The organism is Chitinophaga sp. 9-1-y (assembly GCF_059511905.2).
Genome location: NZ_CM197955.1, coordinates 3131729 through 3153724 on the forward strand (window position 1 = coordinate 3131729; position 21996 = coordinate 3153724).

Here is a 21996-nt window from a genome sequence, read left to right on the forward strand (position 1 = left end):
CTATGTGTAAAAACCTCCGTATCACCGCTTTATTGATTTTATTGGCTGCAGGCGCCCAGGCTCAACAGGATACTACTCCTCCGGCTGTTTCCTCACCCAAAGGCTTATACGATAGTGTGGTGGTACGGAGGCGTAGTTTTTTCCCGATACCCGTGTTAGGGTATTCCCAGGAAAAAGGACTGGAGATAGGTGCCGCCATGTTGTATTCCTTTTATACAGACAATAAAAACCCGGACCCGGCTACACGTAATTCTACCATTAACCTCATCCCGGCGCTCACCACAGAGCATCAGTTTAAAATAGATCTTAAAACCAATATCTGGACCCGGGCTAATACCTGGCATTTCAGAACCAACCTCCGGTACCAGAACTACCCGCTGTACTTTTTTGGCATCGGCGATACTACCCATCACGACCCCCGTTCACTGGTAGATAATATCCGTTATAAAGTACAAGTGGAAGGAGAGCGGCGTGTTGGTGGACATTTTTATGCAGGGGCTTCTGTTTTATACCAGCATGATGCCTACAGCAGCGGCGATAATAAAGGAGTATATACTACCATGCCGCTGACTGATAAAGACGGTGGCTATGCAACTTTCCTGGGCCTGACAGGTATTTATGATAACCGCGACAATGAGAACTATACCCGTCATGGCTGGTGGCTGAAACTGAATGCTGCTTATGCACCCGCATTTCTCAGCAAACATCCGCTGTTTAAGATCGAAGCGCAGGGCACACATTTTATTGCCTTCTCCCGAAAAAGCACCCTGGGCTTAAATGGTATTTTTAATAGCCTGCAGGGAAAAGAGCTGCCTTTTTATTTACTGCCTGAAATGGGGAATGATATGATCATGCGGGGATACTATACCGGGAGATATCGTAACCAGAACTATCTGGCGGGACAAGCAGAATATCGTTACCTCATAGATCCAAAAATGCGTATTCATATTTGGTTTGTAGATATCAAGCCTAAATTTGCCCTGGCAGCTTTCGCTGGTACAGGTACTGTATTTGCGAACCGTGATTTTCATTTCGATGGATTTAAACCCAGCTATGGTGCAGGCATCCGTTATTTCTACGATGAAAGCGCCCGGCTCACTATTCGTATAGACTATGCCGTAGGAGAAAAACGACCCGGTGAATCCAGGCAGAAGGGACTATACCTGTCGCTCGCAGAAGCATTTTAATGAATTGTTTACGGTGATGGTTATTTGGTAATAATTTGTTAACTTTCAATAGATTAATTCGTTACACCAAAACCATTGCATATGAAAAAACACCTGTTTGGTGCAGCCTTGCTCTTCATGGCTGTTACTGTTACTACCCAGGCCCAGGACAAGTCTAATTCCACCAGCTCCGCTCACTCAAAATGGTATTTAAAGATCGCAGGCGGTTATTTTTTTAGTGTATCCCCCGGGCAATTTCCCAATGTAGGCCCTTATCCACCGCAGGATTTGCATACAGAATATAACCCAACTAACCCCAATCCGTTAGATACCATCAGTCGTAAAGTACTGACGGGTTCTTATGGTCAGGGTTTTCGGGGTGGTTTATCCGTAGGTTATAACATTAATAAGTACCTGTCGGTAGAAGGTACCTTTAATTATTTCCACAGCCAGAAAAACCTGATGACCCGGCAAGTGACTACCGTGGTGGGATCTACGAAAGAACTGGGGCATGTGGAATCCCATGGTTATGTGAATGCCGTAGACTTTGCACCAAGCCTGGTGGTAAGTCCTGGTTTTGAAAAAGTAAATCCTTATGTGCGCTTCGGTGTGGCAGTTCCGCTGTGGGGCCGCCTCTACATTGAAACAGACGCCACCCAGGTAAGTACTCCTGCGCCGGGTTTGCAGGCCTCTACCGTGATTAACCGCAAAGAAGAAATCAAACCGAATGTTACGATTGGCTTCCAGGGCGCCCTGGGCGTATCTTTCCAGGTAGCTTCCCGCTTTGATGTTTTTGTAGAAACAGAGTATAGAAATATACCGGTAAAAAGTAAAGAGAAAGAAATTACCCGGTATAACGAAGTGACAACCGTAGTCAATGCCAGCGGCACCGTAGTAAATACGAGGACCCGTACCCTGAAGGACCTCAGTACAGCGGAAAAGAATACGGAATATCAAACTACACTGGATAAAAACTCCAACACGCCCATCAATCAACAAGGCACCAAAGTTTTTTACAAGGACGATAACAGGCCCTCCAACGACTTGAAATCATACATTAATATTGGCGGACTGGGTGTGAATGCAGGCCTGAAATTCCGGTTATAGATAGTATTTAATTTTGTATGATATAAATTTGGGGAGATGAAAGCAGAAATATTTGCTATCATCTCCCCAAATCTTTTAGTGCAGGTAAGTTAAAACCTACTAATGAAAAAATGGGGTATCAATTGTTGGGTAAAATAAGCGTAGTAAGATGTCGAGAATGGGCATTAAACTATATACAAATCCAACAAAAATTACTCCCCGAATTAAAAAGAAAGACCAGTTATTACTTTCCATTTCTTTTACGACAGTCCGCTTTCCGGTAGCCATCCATAGCAGCAACGTCGATAAAATATAGCTGATGATGAACCAGCAAATAGAAAGCCCCGATATTAAAGCCATCACACGTAGTACCTCAGTATAGGGTTGTTTTTTCAGTATTGTTATATCAATAATCTCATTGAAAGCAGTGAATACTTTAAAATTTATCAGGGATGCTGCAACAATCAATGAAGTAAATAACAGGCCATAAGCAGCTTGAATTTTGCCCTCTTTTACGGAGAACGCCTTTTCTTTCCTGGTAAGTAACTGAATAATGACCAGTGAAATTCCCCAGATCACTATGACCATTCCCGTTAGTAATACTCCTTTTGTAATATTCATTTATTTAGATTTTAATGAGATTCTCCAATAGCTTAAGTTTGATATTTCTGTTGGGATCAGACCTGGCTTCCGGCCTGGAGTGGTGGTTTCCCAAAAGACATACCGGCAATTATTATAGGTGTAGGCGAGCCCGTTGTACGGGAGATTAATGCCCAGTATGGAATGTTTATAATATTCACTACTTAGTAATACTACATCATAGCCATAATGTGAAAGGATTGTGTATAGTAATAATGTCCTGGTATCACAATCTCCATTCAGGGTCGCCATAAATTCTACCGGTGTATTTATTCCAAACTTTTCAAAGCCGTCACAACGGGCATTTTCCGATTGAAGATATTTCCGTATAAAGTCATCATTGTACATCGCTGCATTACAATCGTAGGGAAGAACAACAGTATAGGGGATATCCTGTACAAAGGAAACCAATGCTTCTGCAAATTTGGCGCCTGACAATTGATGTGTTATTTTGATGGAATCAAATAGCTGATACACCCCGGATAACTTTTCCTTGTCGAATTCCTTCAGCGTATATAATAGCTTGTCATAGGCCCGGTCATTGCTTTCATTTGCCTGTAAATTATTTTTATAATTCCTGGCATTCAAATAATCGCTATTTCTTACCCAAATAACTCCTTCAAGCGTATCTCCATCATAATTTACCCAACTTCTGAAATGTTGGATAAGCGTGTCTGACATTGTAGGAGTGTTGACATTATTGACAGTATTGGTAAATGGTATGGTTTGAACATTGGCTTCACGGGGTTGATTAATGGCAGTTTCCCTGGGCAGATAGGGGTGGCGTGGTGTTTTCGGAGCATTGATAATGTTGATGACCAAAAATACCAATGCTGCTATTCCCAGGATTCTGAATATCCAGGTTAAAACAGCCGATGGAATGATGGCAAGCAAAGCCAGGGCTAAATAAAGAAGTAAGAGCACACCCAACTGAGGCACCGCATATATTAAAAAGATTCCGGCCAATATAAGCCCTATGATGCCAAATATAGACGGAAGGCAACCATCAGAGGTTTTATCATGCGTTACATATCGCCATTCACCAAAATAGGTAGATTTAAGGTCTGAATAGTATTTTTGGGTTCTTTCGTAATTGCCTTCACGCTCTGTATATCCGGTAAGGATATCAGTTTTCTTCAAAGAAGACGCGATTGTAGCAGTAGTAGCGGGAATTGTGTTTGTTTGCCCGTGATAGGCTATTTCTCTTGACGTTTCAAATACATAGTCAAGCATATAACCGGTTACTTCTGCCTGTATGGTACCAAAAACCTGCTCTTTATCTACCTGGTGTAATTTTCGCAGGAACTGGATATTAGAAAAAGTAGGTTCAAGTAGATTAATGTTATATACCATTCCATTTTCATGCAAAGTGGTATGCAGCAATGGAGGGATTTTTTCCCGGGGAATTCGTAGATCTTCTTTTAAATGAAAAGGAGTAGCCTGGTAGTACGCATCGGTGAGTTGAACTTCGTAGATATTAAAATCGAAAAAATCAGCGTGTTCAAATTTATCGGAAATGTGTTTATTAATTATTCCCCAGTATTTGCCAGTCAGGGTAGCTTTTACATAAGTGCGACGGGGTTTTTCTCTTGTAGTATCTATCCACCGGAAAGGTCTGCCGGTTTCATCGTATTGTATATCTGATCGCACTGTTTTAACAGACAATGTTTTTGGGGAAACATTTACAATGGTCTGCACATCAGCCACAGGTATTTGTTTGCCTTTATGATTAAAAATCAGGAAAAGGACAACAATCAATACGCCTATAGATATAGTAATCAGGATAGTCAATCAGCCGGAGGATAAATGTAATTTAATAAGTCTTTCTCATCCAGTGAAACTTGTTCACTCGATTTACGTATGGTTCTGTAGGGTGGATCGGCCCAATATTCATACTTGTCTATACTTTCCACCTTCAGTTCCTCACTGATTTCCGCCAGGTGCCGTTGGTAAGCGCTTTCATTAATTGCTTTTAGTTTATTTAAATAGGGATCCAGGCGTTCCCAGGTTTTACGGTTAAAATCGGTGATCTTGTCTTCAAGTAGTATTTTGTATTGCTGTTTAAAGGTGGTGTAATGATCTTCTACCAGTCCCAGTTTTATTTTCGCTTTTTTATCGTAAAAGTCTCCCAGTTTCCGGATGCTATATTTAAAATAAATAGGAAGAATGAAAACGCCCATTCCACACAGCGTAATGAGCCATGCCCAAACATTGGTAGCCAGCAATTTTCTTACATCTTCAGCAAAATCGGTGGATGTCGGCTTGAGCAAGAAGATATTCAGCATTTGTGTGTTAATGATGGCCAGCAACAACACTATTCCTATCCGGAGAATCATAGAAGTATTGAAAATAAGTCCTTTGTTTTCAAATTTCCCGAACTTACTACGCTTATGTTTAATGGGCAGGAGTGTAGGGGTAATCGTATAGAGTAGTAATACATAGAGATTGGTGACAATATACCCCCAGATGAGCCCCACCCCAAAATCCAATATACCATTATGGAACAAGTGCTCAGTGAAGTATACCGCACTCACAAAACAACAGATCAATATCACCAGCACAAACAGGCCAATGATTGAGAAGTACAGCCGTATCTTCCTGTCGCACATACTGACAATAAAGAAATCCTCTCCCGAGAATTTGCAAAGCCAGTTGCTAATTTTTTTCGCCAATGACTTCATCAGGAGCTATCTTTTTTATATAGTCATCAAGGTTAGCATCAATCTTTTCTTTCTCCCTTTCTTTATACTTAGCAATGGCGTATTCTGTAAGTTCCTTCTGGATTTCTGTTACTTTTATTTTTTCATAAACCAGCCTTTCTGCTTCATGGTTGATGATCAGGTGTCGTTCAATTCCTTCTTTATCTTTATAATAATCATAACGAACTTCAATGCCATTTTCGGCTCTTATAAGTTCATCCCTGTTTTCCGTGAGATAGTCGTAGGGCGTTTTATTAAGCATTAATTTAAAAAAGATGGGGGTTAGCTCTATCGATAAAAAGAGCAAGGTAATAAACAGGGTAATCCAGAATCCGGCTACTTCATGGGCCAGTTTAATTCGCTCTAATAACCCATCAAGACCTTGTGCCACCTGTACATTTTTTGATAAAGCCTTATCTTTTTCGATTAGTATTTCTTTTCTTTTTTTGTCTGCTTCCTGAATTTTTGCACCATTTATCTGATCGAAGCGCTCCAATTCAGCATTGAGGGCATCTATCTGAGATTTTAGCGCCTTCGACAGCGGGCCATTACCAGCTGTAACTCCCTGTGCTTTACCCATCAGATTATCTGTATAGGCTTGTTCGGAAACTTTAATGCGATTTATTAAGTCTTGCCTTTGCTTGCCTATTTCCCCTAAATCTGCTTCTACTACTCTAAGGCGTTCTTCAAAGTTGGCAATGGTTTTCTTCTCAAATTCTTTTTGCAATTCCAGCTGCTTATCATACAGTTTATTATTAATCTCTGTCTGGAACATCCGGATTTCAATAGGTTTGGAGATAGTAATCGCGATGATTGCCCCCATGATGATACGTGGTATCGCGCTTTTGAATTCATCCATCGTAATTTTTTCGGTGCCATCTCCTTTACCGGTACTCGTTACAATAAACCTATCTATATTAAAGATCATCAAACCCCATATGACCCCAAAAATTACGGAGAGGAAAACGGTAGATATACTCAACGTTTCCTCGATGACGGTTCCTTTAGGAGAAAAAATAGTATAGAAGGCGTAGCCGCCGGCCAATCCGGCCATCGCGCCGGTGGCAAATACGATGCCCCCCAGACACATGTATTTTATTTGATCGCTATAAGTTGCCCGTTCTAAAATATACCTGTCTCCGCCAGCACATTTCCACAGAAATTTCATGATAAAGCCAGCGTTGGGGGTGATATAATAATCTCTTTGTTTCATAAGTAGTCTTCTTGTTTAAAGGGATTAAGATGGAAACCAATATGATGTTGATGTATCCTGGTTTTGGCGAAATGGATATTCAATTGGGGAAATGTGCTGACAGGCCGGGGGATGTGAACACTCAACATATTTCCATTTAACAGCCCAAAAGAAGTATGAAAGATCTTTTGCTTTATCTCGGTATCCCGGTCTAAATCAATCTCAAAGACCTTTTTTTGAAAGAAACCGTATATCGTAAATAGTAAGTTGCCATGGGCCCGCCCCTGCAGATTTAAGAGCATTGGCCCGGATGTATGAATGCTTTTAACACGGCCAACTTTTACCCATATTGCATTTTCGAACTTATAATCGATCAGTAAATAAGCATTATTGAATCTCCAGTTTCTGTAGTAGTTAAATTCAACCTGTTTGAGCCGGAAACTAAATTTCCATAATAGGGAAAAGCATCTTTTTACCTTGGTCATTTGGAACAATATCCAAAGACAGGCAATTTTGAGGGGTGATAAAGCAATAACAAATTTGTTCATATTGTTATTCAAATGAGGATAGGAAATACTTCACAGGTATTGTCTGTGGATGTTACTTTAAATATATTTCACATGTAATAGTGCGTTTTGCAACCAATCCAGTTAGGTCCTACAGTTTCCTAAAATACAAAATTTTAAATAATCTAAAAAAAAATAAAGCATATGGTGATGGATAGCCAGCTGTGGGATTTTTCGCTTTACCAGGGCTTATGTGTTGCCCCAGGGATATAAACTATTGAAACTTTGCTACCTTTTATAATTTTTCTTCTATTTTAGTGGGACAATCCTGAACTAATAAATAAACAGCACACCAAAATCAGTCTGAGCTCAAAAGCAGCATCGTCCTGAATTTAACAACGATTATTACTTACCGAATTAATTATGCCAGTCCACATGCCCGATATTTCACGTGAAGATTTTACCTGGTTAACACAAACCTATGGAAAGGATAGTGGTTATTCCTATATAGACACCAAAGAAAGCGTGGTACACGAAATATTTAAAGATAAGGTACTGATTGGTACCGCCTTTTTAAACTACGCCTCTTATGAACTTTCTTTTGAAGCCCCCGGCCTGTCTATCCGGAAAAGCCGTCTCGATAATTACAAGCTGCAGGATAAAGCTGTGCTGATTGTGGATGAAATGAATGCAGAAGATGAAGAAGAACTGATGCTTCGCTGGACCAACCTGGTACAGGAGCTGAAGTTACTCGAAAAGCTAAATGGAATGGGAAATGCCCGGGAGCCGCTGGCACAACTGTACCTGGATATATTTAAAGAAGACGTTGCAGAAGAGCTGATCAGCGGGTTACCGGAAATTGTACCGCCTAATGTCACCACCATCTGGGAAGAATTGCATGCTGCCTTATCTACCGCCGGGAACGTGGTGGAATTTGAATGGGAGGAATTTGTGACCAATGGTATCCCCCTGCTCAATGAACTGGGACCATTATTAAATATCGGCATCATACTGGAAGCACCTGATCCTGACACTTATGGAGAAATGATGGCCGCCGAAGATTTTGCCAAAGAGATGTTGGATTTTGTGAATGAGCAACTGTTGCCCTACGATCTGAAGATAGTAGCCATAGGCACGGCGTTGGATGAGTATCAGTCTTTTGCCTGCCTGGATATGCAGGATTTCCGTCTTGCCAATGCGCTGCTGAAAATGGAAGAACTGTGCCTGGTTTGCTTTTTCTAGTTTATTAAAATTTGGTTAAAATAGCAACGCTCATCTTGCTATACCAGCTTGTATTGAATACCTTAGAGGATACGTAACTGTATACCACATGAAATTATTAAGGCATTTTTTCTATGTACTGATCGCCGCGATGATCCTGCCAGCAGCGCAGGGATCGGTGATGGCTGTACAGAAAACTGCTATTAGTAATATTCACCAGGCCAGCGCCACTGCTTTTAAAGCGGCGATGAAGGCGCCCCGTTTCCGCACCACCATTACCCGGTTTAAACGCCGCCCGGTGGGGATCAACGACAGCTATGGACATGAGAAAGTTTGTCCGCCTTTATTATCGGATGTTACCGCACGTTTTATTTATGTAGATAAAGTCCAGCGTGGATTTTATTTCAATCCATACCTCAGCATTCCCATACCACTGAGAAGCTGGAGAGGCCCGCCCACCGCCTGATAACCCGTTTTATCATTTTTTTTTATTTCATTCTTTTTTAGCGATTTATGAACTCATATTCGATCGCGAAAAAGTGGTGTTGGTGGTTGCTATGTATTTTTCCCTTCACTTCTTTGTTCGCACAATCTGCAGCGGATAGCTTTTCGCTGCACCGGGCCATTGCGCTTACTATTGCGCATTACCCGGCACTCAAAGCCAAACAGGCCCAGGTGAAAGCCGGGCAGGCCAACCTGACAGACATTAAACATAACTGGTACCCGGCTATAAAATTGCATGAGCAGCTAGATGCGGGTACGGACAATAGCATATATGGATCTTACTTTACCATGGGCATGATCCCGTCTACATCAGGCGGTATCCGGGCAGAAAATAATAATGCCCTCATGAGCGGCAACATCGCCATGGCTGCCATGACCTGGGAAGTTTACAACTTCGGCGCCTATCACAGTGAGCAAAAGGAAGCCGCACAGGCCCTCAAAGTGCAACAAACAGACCTCAGTAATACGGCCAACCAGTTAACCGTTATGGTGATCGAAAATTACCTGGAATTTTTGCGGCTACAGGCACTACAAAGAATTGCGGTGGATAATATCCAGCGAAATGCTGAAGTGCTAAGAGCAGTTACCGCTACTGTTTTACACGGTCTCAAACCCGGAGTAGACAGCGCGGTGGCCGCAGCCGAACTATCAAAAGCCCGGTTGAATTTACTGGACATCAACAATAAATATAACCAGGTGCGTATCCAGTTGTCCACCTTCACAGGACTGGATACCACCAGCATACAGCCAGATACGGTGAACAATGCCCGTTTGCTTACCTTATTGGGTATGGCTACACCAGATAGTATCGGTACACACCCCATGTTGGAATACTATCATGCCGTGTACCGTCAGCAACGCGCTGCGGAAGACGTGATCCGCAAGTCGCGCCTGCCGAAGGTAAACCTGATGGCAGCCGGATGGATGCGTGGTTCCAGCGGATCATTTAATGACATATACGACAAGAATCTCTGGAGCGGGATGGGATACAGCCGATATAACTATTTGCTGGGACTGGGAATTACCTACAACCTCACGGACCTAAAACGCACCCATGAAAAAGTAGCCGTGCAGCAGTACCGGTCGGAAGTGGCAGAACAGCAACTGGAAACCACGCGTACTACGCTCAATGGTTTATTACAACAGGCGCAGTCAGATATACAGGCGTCGAGAGATAAGCTGCAGGAATTACCGCTGCAACTGGCAGCGGCCCGGGCAGCTGCGCGGCAGAAAATGGCGTTGTATAAGGGCGGGTTGACCAATATCATTGATGTTACCACGGCTTTATTTGTACTAAACCGCGCGGAAACAGACCTGGTGCAAACCCGTGATGCCGCATGGAAAGCGCTGTTTCGTGCTGCCTATGCAGGCAACACTATCTCACAATTTTTACCTGATCTGAACTAAACGCACTACTATGTCATTTGTTTCTTCGGCACTGAAAAAGCCCATCGCGGTGGTGGTAATCACTGGCGGGATGCTGCTTTTTTCATTGTTGTCTATATTCAGTATACCCATCGACATATTTCCAAAACTCAACCTGCCTACTATATACGTGATAGAGCCATACGGGGGAATGTCGCCCCAACAGATGGAAGGCTTCTTTGCCACGCGATTGCAGGATCAGTTTTTATATGTGAATGGGGTAAAAAATATCACTACTAAAAACATACAGGGGTTAACGTTATTAAAGCTCACCTTCTATGAAAATACGGATATGGCGGAAGCTTCTGCCCAGGTGGCTTTGCAGGTGAATCGTGCTATGAAGTTTTTCCCTCCCGGTGCGTTGCCGCCGCAGGTTATGCGCTTCGACGCCTCGTCTTTGCCGGTAGGAGAACTGGTATTCAGCAGCCCTGATAAATCGCTGAAGGAAATCTATGACCTGGCGGCTACCCGTATCAGGCCCATGTTTGCTTCGGTGCCGGGCTTGTCTGCGCCGCCGCCGTTTGGGGCCAACTCCCGTTCGGTAGTAGTAAATGTGGATCCACAGAAATTACGTGCTTTTAATTTAAGCGCCGATGAAGTGGTGGAGGCAATCGCTAAAAATAATGTGATGACACCCTCCGGAAATATCCGCATCAACAATACCATGTTTGTGACTACGATCAATTCGCTGGAAAAACAGGTCACCGACTTTGGCGATATTCCCATTGTTACCAGTGGTAATAACAATGTGTTTATCCGCGATGTGGCCCGGGTGGCAGATGCCACGGATGTTACTGTAGACTATGCATTGGTAAACGGAAAGCGCTCTGTATATATCCCGGTGGTAAAAACAGCCGATGCCTCCACCTGGGATGTGGTGAAAACACTGAAGTCCAAAATCCCGGAAATGCAAAGCCTGTTGCCGGATGATGTGAAAGTTTCCTATGAGTTTGACCAGTCTGTATTTGTGATCAACGCCGTAAAAAGCCTGATTACGGAAGGTGCATTGGGTGCTTTACTCACCGGGTTGATGGTATTGTTATTCCTCCGTGATCTGCGTAGTTGCCTCGTGGTAGTGGTGACGATTCCCGTGGCGGTATTGTGTGCCGTAATGGGGCTAAAGCTCGCGGGCCAAACCATCAATATCATGACGCTGAGCGGCCTGGCGCTGGCCATTGGTATCCTCGTGGATCAGGCCACGGTAACCATCGAAAATATTCACCAACACCTGGAAATGGGTAAGTCGAAGCGAAGGGCGATTTATGATGCCTGTGAGGAAATCGCCTTCCCGCTGGTGTTAATCCTGCTGTGTATCCTGGCAGTATTTGCGCCCTCCTTTATTATGACAGGCGTGCCACGGGCCATGTTCCTGCCGTTGTCATTATCGATTGGCTTTGCCATGATTGCTTCTTTCTTTGCGGCGCAAACACTGGTGCCTGTTATTGCCAATTGGTGGCTGAAGGCAGATAAATACCAGCACCACGCCCATGCAGTGCAGGCGCTGGATGCAGAGGAGGTGAAAGAAGTAAAAGACCATCTCCGGGAAGAACAAATGCACCCCGAAAAAGCAACGGGTTTTGAACGCTTTAAACTGGGCTTTATGCGTATCCTGGAAGGAGGAATGAAGCGATCACGTTTAGCCGTTACCGTATATCTCATAGGGTCATTGTTATTGGCAGGTAGCTGTTATATGTGGATCGGGAAAGACCTGATGCCGCATGTGAATGCCGGACAGTTCCAGTTGCGGCTGCGGATGCCGGATGGTACACGTTTGGAACGTACCGAAGAAGGTTTACACCAGGTATTACGTATTGTAGACAGTACGGTAAGCGGACACGTGGCTATCAGTTCCGCTTACGTAGGGCTGATTCCCAGTAGTTATGGTACCAGCAACCTCTACATCTTCAACAGTGGTACGCATGAAGCAGTGTTGCAGGTAAACCTGGAAGAAAATTATAAAGTAGATATTGAAAAGTTGAAAGATGAACTCAGAAAGCGCATCACGGCCGATATCCCGGAGATACGCCTGTCTTTTGAGCCAATAGATCTTACAGAAAAAATCATGAGCCAGGGCGCCGCTACACCTATTGAAGTGAGGGTGGCAGGGAAGGATATGAAACAGATTGCCAGCTATGCGGAACAATTGGTTGGCCATCTGAAAAACGTGCCTTTTCTGCGCGATGTACAGATTGCCCAACCGTTGCATTTCCCGGTGATCGGCATTCATATAGACCGCTTCAAACTGGCACAGATGGGGTTGAATATTTTGGAAGTGGCACGTTCGGTAACGGCATCTACTTCGTCCAGCCGCTTTACAGAAAAGAATCAATGGCTCGATGAAAAAGTGGCCTATACCTACCAGGTGCAGGTGCAGGTGCCGGAGTATAACATGACGGCGTTGAACGATCTGAAGGAAATACCCCTGGTAAAGGGCCAGCCACGGCCTGTTTTGGCGGACGTAGCTACTTTTACCACTACCGAAATGCCGGGAGAATTTGACCGTGCCGGTCCACGTAGGTTCGTGACCGTTAGTGCCAATATTTCCGGTAAAGATCTCGCTGCGGCCACTGCAGCAGTACAGCAAGCAATTAGGGAAACAGGTACACCACCCAAAGGATTGATTACAGAGCTCAAAGGGGCATCCAGCCTGTTGGTAGAAACATTAGGCAGTTTGCAGAACGGGTTGATGATAGCCGTGGTGGTGATTTTTCTCTTACTGGCAGCCAATTACCAGTCGTTTAAGCTATCACTGGTGGTACTAACCACCATACCGGCGGTAATTGCCGGGGCATTAATCGCTTTATTGCTGACGGGGGCTACACTCAACCTGCAATCTTACATGGGTATGATCATGTCTACCGGGGTATCGGTAGCCAATGCCATCCTGATTGTTACCAATGCAGAAAAGCTGAGAGGAGAGTACCATGATTCCACCAAAGCTGCGATTGTGAGTGCGGGGATACGTTTGCGCCCGATCCTGATGACAAGTCTGGCCATGGTGGCGGGAATGATTCCGATGGCGAGTGGTTTGGGCGAAGCCGGTGATCAGACTGCACCGCTGGGACGCGCTGTTATCGGCGGGCTGATTGCCTCTACACTGGCAGCTTTGCTGATATTGCCGCAGGTATATGCCCTGGTGCAGCGTAAAGCCGGTTATGATTCTCCATCGTTAATGCCGTCTGAACAAGACGATTTAAAATAAACTATAAAATATGAAATACTATAAATATTATTTATCGGCTTGTGGTATTATTGCGGCCATGGCTGCCTGTAATTCTGCTGCTATGCCGGAAAAGAAAGCCGTTACAGCAGATCGTCATTATACCGTAGTACCCGTCGTGCAACGTCCGTTGGCGGGTAATATCCGCCTGCCGGGTGCGCTGGCAGCTTTTCAGAAGGTAAGCATCTATCCGCGGATCAATGGCTTTGTAAAAAGCATATTGGTAGACCGGGGTAGCAAAGTAAAGAAGGGAGAGGTGTTGCTGGTGCTGGAGGCGCCGGAAGTAACGCAGCAGTTCTATGCGGCACAGTCGAAATACCTGCAGGCGGCAGCTATGTTTGCTTCCAGCAAAGATAACTATGAGCGTACACTGGCTGTAAGTGCAGAGCCGGGTACTATTTCTGCACACGACCTGGAGTTGTCCAAATCGCGTATGCTGGCTGATAGTGCGTTGATGAACAGCGAGCAGGCCAACTACCGTGCACAGGAAGTAAACCGCAGTTATCTTACCGTTACTGCGCCATTTGACGGCGTCATTACGGAACGTAATATTCATCCAGGTGCCCTGGTAGGCCCGGATACCAAGGTGGATGATAAACCCATGCTGATGCTGGAGCAGGAAGATAAACTGAGGCTGATCCTGCAGATACCGGAAATGTATAGCGCGCAGTTATCGCAGCAGTCGGTGGTCACCTTTGATGTAAACGCGATTCCCGGAAAGCATTTTGAAGGCACCATTGCACGGCAGGCAGGTACGCTGAACGATAAGTACCGTTCGGAAGCGGTGGAAATAGACGTACAAAATGAGCATCATGTACTCAAAGCGGGTATGTATGCTGAGGTGTTGCTGCCGTTGAACGGCTCTACACAGGCCATGCTGGTGCCTTCCAGTGCTATTGTGATGTCTACCGAGAAGAAATACGTAGTGGCAGTGGAAGACCACCGGACGAAATGGGTGGATATACAAGAGGGGAATCATCACAACGACTCTACAGAAGTGTTTGGACAGTTGCATGCCGGCGACCAGGTAGTTGTCAATGCCACGGATGAAATAAAGGAAGGGGTGACGATTCCTTAATTCCGGCAACTTTTTTGATACAGCTAGCGTAAAACCATATAATATGACAGTCAGAAAAACCACTACCGAAAAGCGGGAACAGAAGAGGACGAAACGCACTAACGAAGCGTTGGCACCTACCAAGGGCGGCGCAAAGAAAGAGCGGAATGACGACCGGAATAATGTACTGGAAGGGTATGACGAAGACGAATATGATATGCAGGATATCAAAAACGAAAAACGGAAAAAGAAGCATTAAAAAAAACGACCGTCCCGAGGAATCGGGACGGCTTTTCTGCTAACTGTTCCGTCTATATTGATTTTCTTATGTTCTTATTAGAAAAAGAGAACAAATAACATCCACCTAGTAATCAATAACGGATTTACCTGTTGTTCAACTAAAAAAAAGTTTAAGCAGGCATAGCAATGCATCGCGGTATACGCGTATTGTCGGAATGGATCGGTGTAGTTATTTGATGTTGCTGCTATCGACAACCATAGCGGGTTGACGCTATGTGGAAATGAATACTTACTTCGTCTGCGTAATTACTCCCAGGCATGCCTTTGAAATAATAACAAGGAATGATTTAAAATTGTTTTGAAAAAGCAGGCTAAAAATTAAAAAGCTCACGCAGGCCCAATGCGAGCATTTGAACGCCAATAACAGCGAGGATAAGTCCCATCATTTTGGTGATTACCATCATGACGTTGGTGCCGATAATTTTTACAATGCGTTCACCTGCAATAAAGAGAAGATAGGTGATATAACATATAAAAGCATAAATAGCTATTACAATAGCCAGATGTGTGAGGTCTTTGGCGGCAGAATAACTCATAGACGTAGTGATGGCGCCAGGTCCGGCCAGCAGGGGCATGGCAAGCGGTGTAATGGCTACGCTGATACCCTGATCAGCCTTCACTGGTTGAGCACCCAGTTTGGGATTTTCGGACTTAGCTTCTTTTTCTCCACGCACCATTTCATAACCAATCACAAAAACCAGTATACCGCCGGTAACACGTAATGCAGCGAGTGTAATGCCAAATACATGGAAGATGAGTTTACCTGCCACGCTAAAAACAAGAATAATACAAAAGGCGATCAGTACCGATTTGGTGGCAATGTTGCGTTTTGCTTTCTTATCCATGTTGGAGGTTAGCTCCATAAAAACCGGGATGGCAGAAATAGGATTGACGATTGCCAGTAATCCCATGAATACCGTTGTTGCAAATGCAATGTAATTATCAAATAATGCCATCATATCAGCAATATAATAAATTTTATTTACCGGCAAAATAAAAGGCGGTACCTGTTTACGCCCGTAATCGGGGGAGCTGCCAGTTGTTTCTCAGGGTAACGAGTCGTATGGTGACTATAACGGCAATGGCTATACTCTTTGAGATGTCTCCCGGGATGCCGGTATAATGACCGGCCACCAGGTATAGTATACCGCCTGCAATAGAGGCGGCAGCATATATTTCCCGGGTAAAAAGAATAGGTTGTTCACCGCAAATAACATCGCGCAACAGGCCGCCGAAAGTACCGGTAATAACGCCCAGCGCTACACATACCGGCATTGGCAATCCTGCAGCGATACCTTTGTTGATACCGGTGATCGTAAATAAGCCCAAACCAATAGCATCAAATGTACTGAGCAGGCGGGTGAGTTTTTTCACGTAGGAAAAAAACAAGGCGGCAATAATAGCGGCTACTATAATAGCTGTATTGCTTAATTCATCGGTCATCCAGGCAACCGGCGTGGCCCCGATCAACAGGTCGCGGATAGTTCCGCCGCCGATGGCCGTTATAAAAGCCAGCGCCAGTAATCCAATAACATCGTATGATTTATTGATAGCTGCTGTTGCGCCCGAAACAGCAAATGCGAATGTGCCTAATAATTCTAATCCCTGGATAAAGGTGAGCTGCATTCTCCTTGTCTTGATTTTGCCGTCGAAGATAAGGATACTTTAAAAGATCATATAAAAATTCTAGTAGTCAAAGGCAGATTCCCCACGCAAAGTGCGCTCTATCTGATCACTCAGGTCGCGGCTAAATCCTTCTACTTCAATTTTCGGATGATGGTCGAGGTAGATAAGAAAGCGTCCGGTTTCTTTGGTGACCAGGTCATAAATATCTTCCAGTAAGGCACAAAGTAGTTTACGGGTAGTTTCCGCAATCTGGGCTAATGAACTGTCTTCGAATTGCAGGTACTCACGGTTTTTATAAGATAAGGCTATCTGAATCATAAATGATGGTTTTTCCCTAGGATTTAAATGGACCGGTTGATTTATCGCTAACCGGTTGGTTTTCATTATTTAATTATTAATTCTGACATAAAAATAGAAAAAAAGAAATAGATAATTTCCAACTAAAGGGTGATTTTTTATCCACATTTCCTGAAAGAAATAAAATATATAATATCTTCCTTAGTTAACCGCCGACACATTAACACAACCATTCTCACATTGTTCATTTTTTTTCTTTTATAATTTGGCTACCATTGCACATTATTCTTACATAATGAAGAAACTTACATTAGTCCTCGTTTTAATTGCATTTTATTGTCTCCCTATGCAGGCGCAGCCTGGCAAAGGCATGAGATGGAGCCTGGATGGGAAGTCTTTCTACAAAGCCACTCCCGCAGGCATTGAGTCTAGTCCTTTAACCGGGGAAGCGTCTACCGTGAAAATTCCTGCAGCCGCTTACCATGGCCTTGTATTGAAGGATTTTTATTTTTCGGCAGATGAAAAAAAGCTATTGCTGTACACCAATTCAAAAAAAGTTTGGCGCTATGAAACCCGCGGTGATTACTGGGTGCTGGATATCGCCTCCGGAAAACTACAGCAGCTGGGTAAGAAACAGCCTGCTTCTTCTCTGATGTTTGCCAAGCTTTCCCCGGATGGAAGCAAAGCGGCTTATGTAAGCGGACATAACATTTTTGTGGAGGACCTGCAAAGCGATGCCGTAACGCCCATCACCACAGATGGTACCCGCCGCTTCATTAACGGTACCTTCGATTGGGCCTATGAAGAAGAATTTGGTTGCCGCGACGGCTTCCGCTGGAGCCCCGATGGCAAAAGCATCGCCTATTGGCAGATTGATGCCACCAAGATCCGCGACTTCCTCATGATCGATAACACCGATTCTATCTATTCCTTCACCGTGCCGGTGGAGTACCCGAAAGCAGGGGAAAGCCCTTCTGCCTGCCGGATCGGTGTGGCAGACATACAAACTGCTAAAACAACCTGGATGCAGGTTCCCGGTGATAACCAACAACACTATATTCCGCGCATGGAATGGGTACCCGGTAAAAATACCCTCATCATCCAACAATTGAACCGCAAACAAAACCACAGTAATGTCATGGTATGTGATGCTGCTACCGGTAAGGTGCGTAGCCTCTACCAGGAATCAGACAGCGCCTGGATAGACGTGAAATCGCGCTGGGACGATGATAACATTGCTGGCTGGGACTTCCTGAAAGGCAATAAATCATTCATCTGGGTAAGTGAACAGGACGGCTGGCGTCATCTGTATAATATTAATACAGAAGACGGAAAGGCTACTTTGCTCACACCAGGCAATTATGATGTGATCAGCATCGCTAAAATAGATGAAGCCAATAACACCATCTATTTTTTAGCATCTCCCGAAAACCCTACCCAACAATATCTTTATAAGGTAGCCTTAACCGGTGGCAAGGCAGAACGTATTACGCCTGCCAACGAACCGGGTAGCCACGAGTATAAAATTTCTCCTTATGGCGCCTGGGCTATTCATGAGTTCAGCAACGCGTATACTTACCCTGTAAGTGAAAATTTACAGTTGCCATCTCACAAAAGCAGCAGCAATGCGGTATTGAACGCTATTACCAAATCTGCTGATGCACCTAATAAACCAGAATTTTTCCAGATCACCACAGTAGATGGTGTTACCATGAGTGGCTGGATGAGCAAGCCAACCGATTTCAACCCGGCTAAAAAATATCCCGTAGTATTCTACGTATACGGCGAACCTGCTGGCGCTACTTCACTGGATGCTATTGGTGCCGGCCGCAACTTCCTTTATGATGGCGATATGGCGGCAGATGGCTACATCTATGTAAGTATGGACAATCGTGGTACCCCTTTACCTAAGGGCAGCAAATGGCGTAAATGTGTTTACCGCAAAGTAGGACTGATCAACGCCAGGGATCAGGCGATGGCTGCAAAGGCACTGATGCAGAAATATTCGTTTATTGATCCGGAGCGTACCGCTGTATGGGGCTGGAGCGGAGGTGGTTCTATGACCCTGAACCTGATGTTCCAGTATCCTGAAATTTATAAAACAGGTATCGCTATTGCCGCTGTAGGCAACCAGCTTACGTATGATAACATTTACCAGGAGCGTTATATGGGGCTGCCGGAAGAAAACCGCGAAGACTTTGTAAAAGGTTCTCCTATTACCTACGCACGTAACCTGCAGGGGAACCTGCTGTATATCCATGGTACAGGCGATGATAACGTACATTATCAGAATGCAGAAATGTTGCTCAATGAACTGATCAAATATAATAAGCAATTCCAGTTCATGGCGTATCCTAACCGTACCCACAGCATCTCTGAGGGACCTGGTACTTTCCAGCACCTGTCTACTTTATACACTAACTACCTGCGCACGCATTGCTTGCCGGGAGCTAAATAAGCTTTTAGCCATTAGCTTTTAGCTTTTAGTAAATGCAGCGAAGATGACCATATATTGGCATTCGCTGCATTTACTAAAAGCTAGAAGCTAAAAGCTAAAAGCTAAACCTTACCTTTGCCTCCCTAAATAGAAAAATATGTCCAGGACGGGTATTATTGGTATACTGGCAGTGTTGCTGGTAATTGGATGCACTTTTTTGCCATGGTCTCATGTGGAGAGCAGGCATTTGACCTTTACCGGCTTGAATGGCGCGGGTTCTAATTATGGAGAGCCGGGCAAGTTAAGTATCGTCTTATCCGTATTGGCGATAGTTGTATTTGCGATAAAGAATAAGTGGGTATCCAGGATTAACCTGTTTATCGTAGGATTCCTGGTGGCGTGGACATTCAGGAATGTGATGTTGTATTCACGTTGCGAGATAGGGGAGTGTCCTCAACCAGGGGTGGCGTTGTATGTATCGCTGGGCGCTGCTTTGGTGGCATTTGCCTGTGTGTTGTTTACACGATCGCCGAAGTGAAATAATAATTGATCAGCTTATATGGGATGGTGTCAGGAAATTTTCCTGACACCATTTTTTTATTTTCAGAAGATGGTTTTGTGCAGTATCCATGCGCCTGCCAGCACACCGGCGCCCATGATCCAGTAACGCAATACGATTGGTAAAGGACGTTGAGCGGTGATGCGGGCTTTCAGAAAACTGAAGGCAGTTAAACCAAGAAAAACCAGCATGATACTGGTTTGCGAGGCGGCGGGAAAATTTTCATTGGAAAAATAGGGTCCCAGCGATAACGCGCCGCCCAGCCAAAAAAAGAAGCCGGTGAGCAAGGCATGCTGTATGGCACGGGAACGCTTAAACGTAGTTTCCACTACCTTTTCCTGTTCCAGTATTTGTTCCCAGGTTTGGGCATCTTTTTCCATTTCCTGTTCTATCTGCGCAATAGTGCCTGCATTAATGTCGAGTCGTTGCAGTTTAGATCTTTCCTGGTCTGACAGGAGGGCACTATCGTGCTGTGCATCACCTTTATTGGCCTGGAAAGCACCGATCATCACCAGTATGCCGCCTATTCCCCAAATGAGAAGGTGCAGCGTATAAAAGCTTTGTACTTCAATGGGAAATACCTGGATTACCTGTGTAGCAAAGAACAACAGGAAAAGCCCATCGGGAAAACCGATTAAAAAGTCTGTTTTCCACCCGGAACTCCGGATGGCTTTTTGTGATGCTATCATACTACAATAAACTAGCTGAAGGCCTGTTCGAGGCTTCTTTTGATGATCTGCACGCACTCGGCAATCTGCCCTTCGTTGATGGTCAGTGGTGGCGCAAACCGTATTTTATCTCCATGTGTTGGCTTGGCCAGCAGGCCATTCTCTTTCAACGTTAAGCACAGATCCCATGCGGCTTCCGGATCTTCATGCTTGATGATGATTGCATTCAGCAGTCCTTTACCCCGTATGGTAGTTATATAGGGAGATTGCAGTTCCTGTAGTCCTTTGCGGAGCAATAGTCCCATAGCGGCTGCATTCTCTGCCATTTTTTCGTCTTTCAGTATTTGCAGGGACGTGATGGCTACTTTACAGGCCAGTGGGTTACCGCCATAGGTAGAGCCATGTTCACCCGGTTTGATGGTGAGCATGATTTCATCGTCCGCCAGCACGGCGCTTACTGGCAAGGTGCCGCCAGATAAGGCTTTTCCAAGAATTAGGATATCCGGACGTACATTTTCATGATCGCAGGCCAGCATTTTGCCGGTACGGGCCAATCCTGTCTGGATTTCATCTGCAATAAATAACACGTTGGCGTCCTGGCAATATTGCTTTGCCTTGGCAAGGTAGCCCTCATCCGGCACCATTACACCTGCTTCGCCCTGAATGGGTTCTACAAGGAAGCCGGCTACATTTTTATCCTGTAACGCCTGTTCCAGCGCAGTTAAGCTGTTGTAGGGAATCACCTCATAACCCGGCATGAAGGGACCGAAGTTATTACGGGCAGTAGGATCGCTGCTAAATGAAATCACATTCAGCGTACGTCCGTGGAAGTTATTGCTGCAAACAATAATTTTTGCTTTGTTTTCCGGGATCCCTTTTACTATATAGGCCCAGTGACGGCAAAGTTTCAGCGCTGTTTCCACCGCTTCTACACCGGTATTCATGGGCAATACTTTATCGTATCCGAAAAAGGCCGTAATATATTGCGCATATTCTCCCAGTAAATCGTTGTGAAACGCGCGGGAGGTCAGGGTGAGCTTTTGCGCCTGGGCGATCAGGGTTGCTATGATTTTAGGATGGCAATGTCCCTGGTTTACCGCAGAATATCCGGATAAAAAATCATAGTAACGTTTGCCGTCCACATCCCATAAAAAAACGCCTTCACCCCGGTCCAGTACAACCGGTAACGGATGATAGTTGTGGGCACCATACTGTTCTTCCAGCGCCAGGTAATGTTGAGACTTTTCGCTTATCGTGTAGGATGGTATCATAATAAGCCAAAAGTACGGGAAATTTATAGAAAGCGGAAAGCATAAAGCAGAAAGCAAAAAGCTATTGTAGCGGATGATCACTGCGAATATTATTACGCTTTAATCATCCGCTACAATAGCTTT

The 21996-nt window shown here is 44.6% G+C and carries 19 protein-coding genes; 10 read left to right on the forward strand and 9 right to left on the reverse strand.

Features of this window, described 5'->3' with window-relative positions:
- Nucleotides 1-2: 2 nt before the first annotated feature.
- Both AC5ZC7_RS12275 and AC5ZC7_RS12280 read left to right on the forward strand, forming a co-directional pair.
- Nucleotides 3-1187: a BamA/TamA family outer membrane protein gene (locus tag AC5ZC7_RS12275; protein WP_496161595.1), complete on the forward strand. Its 1185-nt coding sequence runs from the start codon at nt 3-5 to the stop codon at nt 1185-1187.
- An 81-nt stretch (nt 1188-1268) separates the two neighbouring features.
- Nucleotides 1269-2273: an outer membrane beta-barrel protein gene (locus AC5ZC7_RS12280; protein WP_496161596.1), complete on the forward strand. Its 1005-nt coding sequence runs from the start codon at nt 1269-1271 to the stop codon at nt 2271-2273.
- 99 nt (nt 2274-2372) lie between these two features.
- Here AC5ZC7_RS12280 and AC5ZC7_RS12285 read toward each other — a convergent pair whose 3' ends face one another.
- The 4 genes from AC5ZC7_RS12285 to AC5ZC7_RS12300 all read right to left on the reverse strand — a co-directional run bounded on the left by AC5ZC7_RS12285 (nt 2373) and on the right by AC5ZC7_RS12300 (nt 6803).
- Nucleotides 2373-2873, reverse strand: a complete 501-nt coding sequence (locus AC5ZC7_RS12285) for a hypothetical protein (RefSeq protein ID WP_496161597.1) — start codon at nt 2871-2873, stop codon at nt 2373-2375.
- Nucleotides 2874-4598, reverse strand: a complete 1725-nt coding sequence (locus AC5ZC7_RS12290; protein ID WP_496161598.1) for a hypothetical protein — start codon at nt 4596-4598, stop codon at nt 2874-2876. It lies immediately after the preceding gene.
- Between the two features lie 80 nt (nt 4599-4678).
- Nucleotides 4679-5572 (reverse strand): hypothetical protein, encoded by an 894-nt coding sequence (locus AC5ZC7_RS12295; RefSeq protein WP_496161599.1) that lies wholly within the window; start codon nt 5570-5572, stop codon nt 4679-4681.
- Entirely contained in the window at nt 5547-6803 is a 1257-nt protein-coding gene (locus AC5ZC7_RS12300; RefSeq protein ID WP_496161600.1) for a DUF4407 domain-containing protein, read from the reverse strand. The genes AC5ZC7_RS12295 and AC5ZC7_RS12300 overlap by 26 nt, the downstream gene beginning before the upstream one ends.
- A gap of 920 nt (nt 6804-7723) precedes the next feature.
- Between AC5ZC7_RS12300 and AC5ZC7_RS12305 the strand changes: the two genes are divergently transcribed.
- From AC5ZC7_RS12305 to AC5ZC7_RS12330, 6 genes are all read left to right on the forward strand, one after another.
- Nucleotides 7724-8530, forward strand: a complete 807-nt coding sequence (locus tag AC5ZC7_RS12305) for a DUF6630 family protein (RefSeq protein WP_496161601.1) — start codon at nt 7724-7726, stop codon at nt 8528-8530.
- Between the two features lie 88 nt (nt 8531-8618).
- Entirely contained in the window at nt 8619-8975 is a 357-nt protein-coding gene (locus tag AC5ZC7_RS12310) for a hypothetical protein (protein ID WP_496161602.1), read from the forward strand.
- A gap of 47 nt (nt 8976-9022) precedes the next feature.
- Nucleotides 9023-10420 carry a TolC family protein gene (locus AC5ZC7_RS12315; protein ID WP_496161603.1) on the forward strand — a complete coding sequence of 466 codons (1398 nt, stop codon included), beginning with the start codon at nt 9023-9025 and terminating at the stop codon, nt 10418-10420.
- A 10-nt stretch (nt 10421-10430) separates the two neighbouring features.
- On the forward strand, nt 10431-13640 hold the full coding sequence (locus tag AC5ZC7_RS12320; protein WP_496161604.1) for an efflux RND transporter permease subunit: 3210 nt from the start codon (nt 10431-10433) through the stop codon (nt 13638-13640).
- Nucleotides 13641-13650: 10 nt separating this feature from the next.
- Nucleotides 13651-14736, forward strand: a complete 1086-nt coding sequence (locus AC5ZC7_RS12325) for an efflux RND transporter periplasmic adaptor subunit (RefSeq protein WP_496161605.1) — start codon at nt 13651-13653, stop codon at nt 14734-14736.
- 43 nt (nt 14737-14779) lie between these two features.
- The gene (locus tag AC5ZC7_RS12330) at nt 14780-14974 is read left to right on the forward strand and encodes a hypothetical protein (RefSeq protein ID WP_496161606.1); all 195 of its coding nucleotides are present in this window, start codon (nt 14780-14782) and stop codon (nt 14972-14974) included.
- A 352-nt stretch (nt 14975-15326) separates the two neighbouring features.
- On the opposite strand, the gene AC5ZC7_RS12335 is transcribed toward AC5ZC7_RS12330, so the two are convergent.
- From AC5ZC7_RS12335 to AC5ZC7_RS12345, 3 genes are read right to left on the reverse strand one after another with little or no spacing between them, the layout of a single operon-like run.
- A complete protein-coding gene (locus tag AC5ZC7_RS12335; RefSeq protein WP_496161607.1) occupies nt 15327-15974 on the reverse strand; it encodes a MarC family protein in 648 nt (215 codons plus the stop codon).
- Between the two features lie 52 nt (nt 15975-16026).
- Complete coding sequence (locus tag AC5ZC7_RS12340) at nt 16027-16641, reverse strand: TRIC cation channel family protein (protein WP_496161608.1); 615 nt, start codon at nt 16639-16641, stop codon at nt 16027-16029.
- 60 nt (nt 16642-16701) lie between these two features.
- Nucleotides 16702-16959 (reverse strand): hypothetical protein, encoded by a 258-nt coding sequence (locus tag AC5ZC7_RS12345; protein ID WP_496161609.1) that lies wholly within the window; start codon nt 16957-16959, stop codon nt 16702-16704.
- 274 nt (nt 16960-17233) lie between these two features.
- Between AC5ZC7_RS12345 and AC5ZC7_RS12350 the strand changes: the two genes are divergently transcribed.
- Both AC5ZC7_RS12350 and AC5ZC7_RS12355 read left to right on the forward strand, forming a co-directional pair.
- Nucleotides 17234-19396: a DPP IV N-terminal domain-containing protein gene (locus AC5ZC7_RS12350; RefSeq protein WP_496161610.1), complete on the forward strand. Its 2163-nt coding sequence runs from the start codon at nt 17234-17236 to the stop codon at nt 19394-19396.
- Nucleotides 19397-19532: 136 nt separating this feature from the next.
- Nucleotides 19533-19913 carry a hypothetical protein gene (locus tag AC5ZC7_RS12355; protein ID WP_496161611.1) on the forward strand — a complete coding sequence of 127 codons (381 nt, stop codon included), beginning with the start codon at nt 19533-19535 and terminating at the stop codon, nt 19911-19913.
- Nucleotides 19914-19978: 65 nt separating this feature from the next.
- Here AC5ZC7_RS12355 and AC5ZC7_RS12360 read toward each other — a convergent pair whose 3' ends face one another.
- Together AC5ZC7_RS12360 and rocD are read right to left on the reverse strand one after the other, a co-directional pair.
- Nucleotides 19979-20623, reverse strand: coding sequence for a VIT1/CCC1 transporter family protein (locus AC5ZC7_RS12360; RefSeq protein ID WP_496161612.1), 645 nt, complete (start codon nt 20621-20623; stop codon nt 19979-19981).
- Between the two features lie 11 nt (nt 20624-20634).
- Nucleotides 20635-21873 (reverse strand): ornithine--oxo-acid transaminase, encoded by a 1239-nt coding sequence (gene rocD / locus AC5ZC7_RS12365; protein ID WP_496161613.1) that lies wholly within the window; start codon nt 21871-21873, stop codon nt 20635-20637.
- Nucleotides 21874-21996: the final 123 nt, after the last annotated feature.

What these genes read in the sequence shown, in the direction of transcription:
- AC5ZC7_RS12275 (WP_496161595.1), top strand. Translation starts at nt 3, where the DNA reads ATGTGTAAAAACCTCCGTATCACCGCTTTATTGATTTTATTGGCTGCA.
- AC5ZC7_RS12280 (WP_496161596.1), top strand. Translation starts at nt 1,269, where the DNA reads ATGAAAAAACACCTGTTTGGTGCAGCCTTGCTCTTCATGGCTGTTACT.
- AC5ZC7_RS12285 (WP_496161597.1), bottom strand. Translation starts at nt 2,873, where the DNA reads ATGAATATTACAAAAGGAGTATTACTAACGGGAATGGTCATAGTGATC.
- AC5ZC7_RS12295 (WP_496161599.1), bottom strand. Translation starts at nt 5,572, where the DNA reads ATGAAGTCATTGGCGAAAAAAATTAGCAACTGGCTTTGCAAATTCTCG.
- AC5ZC7_RS12300 (WP_496161600.1), bottom strand. Translation starts at nt 6,803, where the DNA reads ATGAAACAAAGAGATTATTATATCACCCCCAACGCTGGCTTTATCATG.
- AC5ZC7_RS12305 (WP_496161601.1), top strand. Translation starts at nt 7,724, where the DNA reads ATGCCCGATATTTCACGTGAAGATTTTACCTGGTTAACACAAACCTAT.
- AC5ZC7_RS12310 (WP_496161602.1), top strand. Translation starts at nt 8,619, where the DNA reads ATGAAATTATTAAGGCATTTTTTCTATGTACTGATCGCCGCGATGATC.
- AC5ZC7_RS12315 (WP_496161603.1), top strand. Translation starts at nt 9,023, where the DNA reads ATGAACTCATATTCGATCGCGAAAAAGTGGTGTTGGTGGTTGCTATGT.
- AC5ZC7_RS12320 (WP_496161604.1), top strand. Translation starts at nt 10,431, where the DNA reads ATGTCATTTGTTTCTTCGGCACTGAAAAAGCCCATCGCGGTGGTGGTA.
- AC5ZC7_RS12325 (WP_496161605.1), top strand. Translation starts at nt 13,651, where the DNA reads ATGAAATACTATAAATATTATTTATCGGCTTGTGGTATTATTGCGGCC.
- AC5ZC7_RS12330 (WP_496161606.1), top strand. Translation starts at nt 14,780, where the DNA reads ATGACAGTCAGAAAAACCACTACCGAAAAGCGGGAACAGAAGAGGACG.
- AC5ZC7_RS12335 (WP_496161607.1), bottom strand. Translation starts at nt 15,974, where the DNA reads ATGATGGCATTATTTGATAATTACATTGCATTTGCAACAACGGTATTC.
- AC5ZC7_RS12340 (WP_496161608.1), bottom strand. Translation starts at nt 16,641, where the DNA reads ATGCAGCTCACCTTTATCCAGGGATTAGAATTATTAGGCACATTCGCA.
- AC5ZC7_RS12345 (WP_496161609.1), bottom strand. Translation starts at nt 16,959, where the DNA reads ATGATTCAGATAGCCTTATCTTATAAAAACCGTGAGTACCTGCAATTC.
- AC5ZC7_RS12350 (WP_496161610.1), top strand. Translation starts at nt 17,234, where the DNA reads ATGAAGAAACTTACATTAGTCCTCGTTTTAATTGCATTTTATTGTCTC.
- AC5ZC7_RS12355 (WP_496161611.1), top strand. Translation starts at nt 19,533, where the DNA reads ATGTCCAGGACGGGTATTATTGGTATACTGGCAGTGTTGCTGGTAATT.
- AC5ZC7_RS12360 (WP_496161612.1), bottom strand. Translation starts at nt 20,623, where the DNA reads ATGATAGCATCACAAAAAGCCATCCGGAGTTCCGGGTGGAAAACAGAC.
- rocD (WP_496161613.1), bottom strand. Translation starts at nt 21,873, where the DNA reads ATGATACCATCCTACACGATAAGCGAAAAGTCTCAACATTACCTGGCG.